The sequence below is a fragment of the Chrysiogenia bacterium genome (genome assembly GCA_020434085.1).
Taxonomy (GTDB): Bacteria; JAGRBM01; JAGRBM01; order JAGRBM01; family JAGRBM01; genus JAGRBM01.
On record JAGRBM010000549.1, the window covers coordinates 1 to 2,719 of the forward strand.

The following is a 2,719-nucleotide window of genomic DNA, read 5'->3' on the forward strand; positions in this document are numbered from 1 at the left end:
CCGCCGGCGTGAAACTCACCGAGAGCTACGCCATGTGGCCCGCCGCCGCGGTGAGCGGGCTCTACTTCGCTCATCCAAAGGCGCAGTACTTCGGGCTCGGAAAGATCCAGCGCGACCAGGTCGCCGATTACGCCGAGCGCAAGGGATGGAGCCTCGAAGAAGCCGAGCGCTGGCTCTCACCGAATCTGGGGTACGAGGACTGAGCGCGAGGCGCTCGGTGCCGATCCGCCTTTCCCCGCGGCCGGGGGAAGGTGCCCGGAACGGGCGGATGGGGGCTCTTGAGACGGCACCCGGCTCCCCCTCAGTCCGACTCCGCCGGACTCCGTCGGACAGCTCCCCCGCGCAGCGGGGGAGCGCTGTTGGGGGCAGGCATTGCCGGGTCTTGCTCCCCATCAGTCGGCTTCGGCGCCAGCTCCCCCGCCACGCGGGGGAGCGCTGCGAGGTTGCGCTTGCCAGCGCCCTCCAAATCGTTAAACTGCCGCCTCTGACTTCCGGTGGGTCGGTAGCTCAGTTGGTAGAGCACTCGGCTTTTAACCGATTGGTCCTGGGTTCGAGTCCCAGCCGACCCACCATCCTTCGCGCCCCGCACTTGCCTGGGACGCTTCGGCCCGCAGGCCATCCCTGACAATCAGCAGCGAATTCAGTCCGCTTTCTTTCCGCCACCCACCACAATCAGGTTGCCGCTGGCCAGCCACTTTTTGAGATCTGGTGTGACCTTCTTGAGCTCGACAAGGTCTGCAAATGCATCTCCCTTGCCGGTGGGATCGTACTGAATGATAGAGCCCTTCGCGCGAAGCCGGTTCTTGATCGACTCCCAGGAACCGTCGCCGCGGTAGCCGTGGCGGGCCAGCATCTCGGTAAAGTCGAGCTTGTCGCCCTCGCGAACATCGAAATCGCGGATCGAGTCGACGCCGCCGGTATTGTGCTCGGTCAGCCACATGAAGGTGTCCGCGCCCTCGTTGCCGCGCATGTCGTCGCCGTCTTCGCCGCCGATGATGATGTCGTCGCCCGCGCCGCCCTGGATCTCATCCTTGCCGGGATTGGCCTCCAGGATGTCGCGTCCGTCGCCGCCGAAGATGTGATCGTCGCCGTCGCCGGCATTGATGTGATCATCGCCATCGCCGCCGCGGATGGTGTCGTTGCCCTCACCGCCGTTCATGCGGTCGTTGCCGATGCCGCCGTTGATCTTGTCGTTGCCTGCGCCGCCCTGGATGTGGTCGTTGCCGGAGCCGCCGGTGAGCTCATCGTCGCCGTCGCCGCCGTTGATGTGGTCGTCTCCGCCCTCGCCGGTGAGGATGTCGCTGCCGTCGGTGCCCTGCAGGTCGTCCTCGCCGTTGCCCCCGTGGACGGTGTGGCTGCTCTGGGGCAGATCGGGGTCGGAATCGTCGCGCACGCGTTTGTCCTTTGCGGGCTGGGGATCGGTTTCGGCGGCAAAGGCGCCGGGGGCGGTTCCCAGAACAAGGGCGGTGCCCGCAATCAGGGCGCAAAGGGTCATTGGCAGGTTCTTCATATCAGGTCCTCTTCCGTGAAAGCTGGCGCCCATGGTGGCGCGGATCGGGAGGAATGAAAAGTCCCCGAAGCGTCCGCCGACGGGTTGACACGGGGGGCGCTCCCCCCTATACAAGGGCCCGCTGCTCGGCGACCAGCGCCCCCCGAACCCGGCGACCTCGGGATCAGGCGCTGCCGGTCACTTCGACCCGTTCGTCTAGCCAGGTCAGGACACCAGGTTTTCATCCTGGTAACACGGGTTCGAATCCCGTACGGGTCGCCACTTGAAACATTCACGCCCTTCGGCCAGTTGGCCGAAGGGAAAAGCTAAGGAATATCGCACGGTTCCTTCGTCCACGGCCAAGTTCAAGCACACCGATTTGGCCAGACGTGCTTTTTCGTGCGGAGTCGCCGAATCCCAAATCGTTTCGACACCTTCGGCGAGTTCAAACATTTTGAGAAGCTCCTCGAACTTCGCGGTGTTCGCGCCGCGCTCGGCTTCGCGGAGTTCGATCTCCAGCTTCTCCCTCTCGGCGCGCCAGAGTGTTGTTTGTTGCTGGTAGGTCTCCTGATCCACGGCGCCGTCCGAGAGGGCCGCAAAGGCCCGGGCAAGCCGTTGCTTGAGGGAAGCGATGCGGGCTTGCAGGGCCTGAACCTTGGCCTGCCGCTTCTCGTCCTCCTGGCCGCGCTCTTCCTCCAGCCAGCCCCGGAGCAGCTCGGCGACCTCGGGCGTGGGGGCAAAGCCCTTCACGATCTGCCCGAGCTGGTGGAACAGGCCTTCCTCGTTCAAATTCTTGGGGCTGTATCCCTCACGCCTGCATCCCGAGCACACGCCGTAGACGTAGCGCTTCTTCGCGGTGAAGAACGTGACCGCCCGCCCGCAGTGATAGCAGGTGAACACCCCGGCCAGCGGATAGTCGTTGCGCATCTTCTTGACCAACCGGCCGGGAGTCTTGATGCGCGCCGCGATTTTTTCATGGGTCTCCCAGGTGATGAGCGGCTCGTGCCGGTAGTTCGTGATGAGCTTGCCCTTGAAATAAAAAGGCCCGGCGTAGACGGGATTCGTCACCCAGCGATGGAGCGCCGAACGGCTCAGGGGTCTGCCGTGGCAGGTGAGGCCCGATTCCCTGGCCGATTTTGTCAGCCGGTCGAGCGACCAGATGCCAGTAGAGGCGAGTTCGAGAAGTTCCTTCATCAGCGGGCCGTGCACCGGATCGATTTCGATTCCGCC

Annotated in this window: 2 protein-coding genes, 2 tRNA genes and 1 pseudogene; 3 read left to right on the forward strand and 2 right to left on the reverse strand. The window is 64.4% G+C overall.

What is annotated here, in order from left to right:
* Positions 1–203 (forward strand): hypothetical protein (locus KDH09_18180; protein ID MCB0221633.1); only part of this gene is annotated, 203 nt, incomplete at its 5' end.
* Positions 204–496: 293 nt separating this feature from the next.
* Positions 497–572: transfer RNA gene (locus tag KDH09_18185), tRNA-Lys, on the forward strand.
* A gap of 68 nt (positions 573–640) precedes the next feature.
* On the opposite strand, the gene KDH09_18190 is transcribed toward KDH09_18185, so the two are convergent.
* The gene (locus tag KDH09_18190) at positions 641–1,510 is read right to left on the reverse strand and encodes a hypothetical protein (GenBank protein ID MCB0221634.1); all 870 of its coding nucleotides are present in this window, start codon (positions 1,508–1,510) and stop codon (positions 641–643) included.
* A gap of 184 nt (positions 1,511–1,694) precedes the next feature.
* On the opposite strand from KDH09_18190, the gene KDH09_18195 reads away from it, so the two are divergent.
* Positions 1,695–1,771: transfer RNA gene (locus KDH09_18195), tRNA-Glu, on the forward strand.
* Positions 1,772–2,440: 669 nt separating this feature from the next.
* Here the strand turns inward: KDH09_18195 and KDH09_18200 are convergent.
* A pseudogene (locus KDH09_18200) lies at positions 2,441–2,713 on the reverse strand (recombinase family protein).
* Positions 2,714–2,719 lie beyond the last annotated feature (6 nt).

Coding starts and splice junctions, on each gene's coding strand:
- KDH09_18190 (MCB0221634.1), bottom strand. CDS start 1,510: ATGAAGAACCTGCCAATGACCCTTTGCGCCCTGATTGCGGGCACCGCC.